1 rRNA gene (cut by a window edge) is annotated in these 2,429 nt (G+C 54.0%); it reads left to right on the top strand.

The features are described 5' to 3' along the window. Positions 1-2,333, top strand: a 23S ribosomal RNA gene (locus AC5YGJ_RS20285); it begins 547 nt to the left of the window's first position. The last annotated feature ends 96 nt before the right edge of the window (positions 2,334-2,429 follow it).

Consider the following 2,429-nt stretch of genomic DNA (forward strand, 5'->3'; position numbering starts at 1 on the left):
CCTTTTGTATAATGGGTCAGCGACTTACTGTTCGTGGCAAGCTTAACCGTATAGGGGAGGCGAAGGGAAACCGAGTCTGATAAGGGCGCATAGTCGCGGGCAGTAGACCCGAAACCGGGTGATCTAGTCATGCCCAGGGTGAAGGTGCGGTAACACGCACTGGAGGCCCGAACCCACTCCCGTTGCAAAGGTAGGGGATGAGGTGTGATTAGGAGTGAAAAGCTAATCGAACCCGGAGATAGCTGGTTCTCCTCGAAAGCTATTTAGGTAGCGCCTCATATGTATCCTCTCGGGGGTAGAGCACTGTTATGGCTAGGGGGTCATCGCGACTTACCAAACCATTGCAAACTCCGAATACCGAGACGGACTGTATGGGAGACACACGGCGGGTGCTAACGTCCGTCGTGAAAAGGGAAACAACCCAGACCCACAGCTAAGGTCCCAAATTCAGTGCTAAGTGGAAAACCATGTGGAAAGGCACAGACAGCCAGGAGGTTGGCTTAGAAGCAGCCACCCTTTAAAGAAAGCGTAATAGCTCACTGGTCGAGTCGGTCTGCGGGGAAGATTTAACGGGGCTAAGCACTGAACCGAAGCTTGGGGTGCATAACTTTGTTATGCGCGGTAGAGGAGCGTTCCGTAAGCCTGCGAAGGTGGATTGAGAAGTCCGCTGGAGGTATCGGAAGTGCGAATGCTGACATGAGTAACGATAATGCGGGTGAAAAACCCGCACGCCGAAAGCCCAAGGTTTCCTTGCGCAACGTTAATCGGCGCAGGGTGAGTCGGCCCCTAAGGCGAGGACGAAAGTCGTAGTCGATGGGAAGCAGGTTAATATTCCTGCACCTCGCGTAAGTGCGATGGAGGGACGGAGAAGGTTAGGTGTACCAGGCGTTGGTTGTCCTGGGGAAAGGCGGTAGGTTTGGATCTTTGGCAAATCCGGGATCCTCTAAGACCGAGCACCGAGACGAGCCTTTATGGCGAAGTCACTGATACCACGCTTCCAGGAAAAGCTCCTAAGCTTCAGCTTACGCAGACCGTACCGTAAACCGACACAGGTGGGTAGGATGAGAATTCTCAGGCGCTTGAGAGAACTCGGGTGAAGGAACTAGGCAACATGGCACCGTAACTTCGGGAGAAGGTGCACCCTTTTTGGTGGCTCGTGCGAGCTATAGCTGAAGAGGGTCGCAGTAACCAGGCCGCTGCGACTGTTTATCAAAAACACAGCACTCTGCAAACACGAAAGTGGACGTATAGGGTGTGACGCCTGCCCGGTGCTGGAAGGTTAATTGATGGGGTCAGCCGCAAGGCGAAGCTCTTGATCGAAGCCCCAGTAAACGGCGGCCGTAACTATAACGGTCCTAAGGTAGCGAAATTCCTTGTCGGGTAAGTTCCGACCTGCACGAATGGCGTAACGACAGCGGCGCTGTCTCCACCCGAGACTCAGTGAAATTGAAATCGCTGTGAAGATGCAGCGTTCCCGTGGCAAGACGGAAAGACCCCGTGAACCTTTACTATAGCTTTACACTGAACGTTGAGTTCGTCTGTGTAGGATAGGTGGGAGGCTATGAAACTGTGGCGCTAGCTGCAGCGGAGCCATCCTTGAAATACCACCCTGTCGTGCTTGACGTTCTAACCTGGGCCCATTATCTGGGTCGGGGACCGTGTATGGTGGGTAGTTTGACTGGGGCGGTCTCCTCCTAAAGAGTAACGGAGGAGCTCGAAGGTACGCTCAGCGCGGTCGGACATCGCGCACTGTGTGCAAAGGCATAAGCGTGCTTGACTGCAAGATCGACGGATCAAGCAGGTAGGAAACTAGGACTTAGTGATCCGGTGGTTCTGTATGGAAGGGCCATCGCTCAACGGATAAAAGGTACTCCGGGGATAACAGGCTGATACCGCCCAAGAGTTCATATCGACGGCGGTGTTTGGCACCTCGATGTCGGCTCATCACATCCTGGGGCTGTAGTCGGTCCCAAGGGTATGGCTGTTCGCCATTTAAAGTGGTACGCGAGCTGGGTTCAGAACGTCGTGAGACAGTTCGGTCCCTATCTGCCATGGGCGTTGGAGATTTGAGAGGGGCTGCTCCTAGTACGAGAGGACCGGAGTGGACGAACCTCTGGTGTTCCGGTTGTCACGCCAGTGGCATTGCCGGGTAGCTATGTTCGGAAGCGATAACCGCTGAAAGCATCTAAGCGGGAAGCGCGCCTCAAGATGAGATCTCCCGGGGCACAAGCCCCCTGAAGGAACCATGTAGACTACGTGGTTGATAGGTCAGGTGTGTAAGTACAGCAATGTATTGAGCTAACTGATACTAATGATCCGTGCGGCTTGACCATATAACCTCAAGTTGCCTTGGCTTTACGACAACGTCGTAAGAGCATCCAAGTGCACGCTACGTCACAAGAACTATGCGAGGCTGGCGCCTTGTCCCA

The organism is Stenotrophomonas sp. CS3K5 (assembly GCF_059515225.1).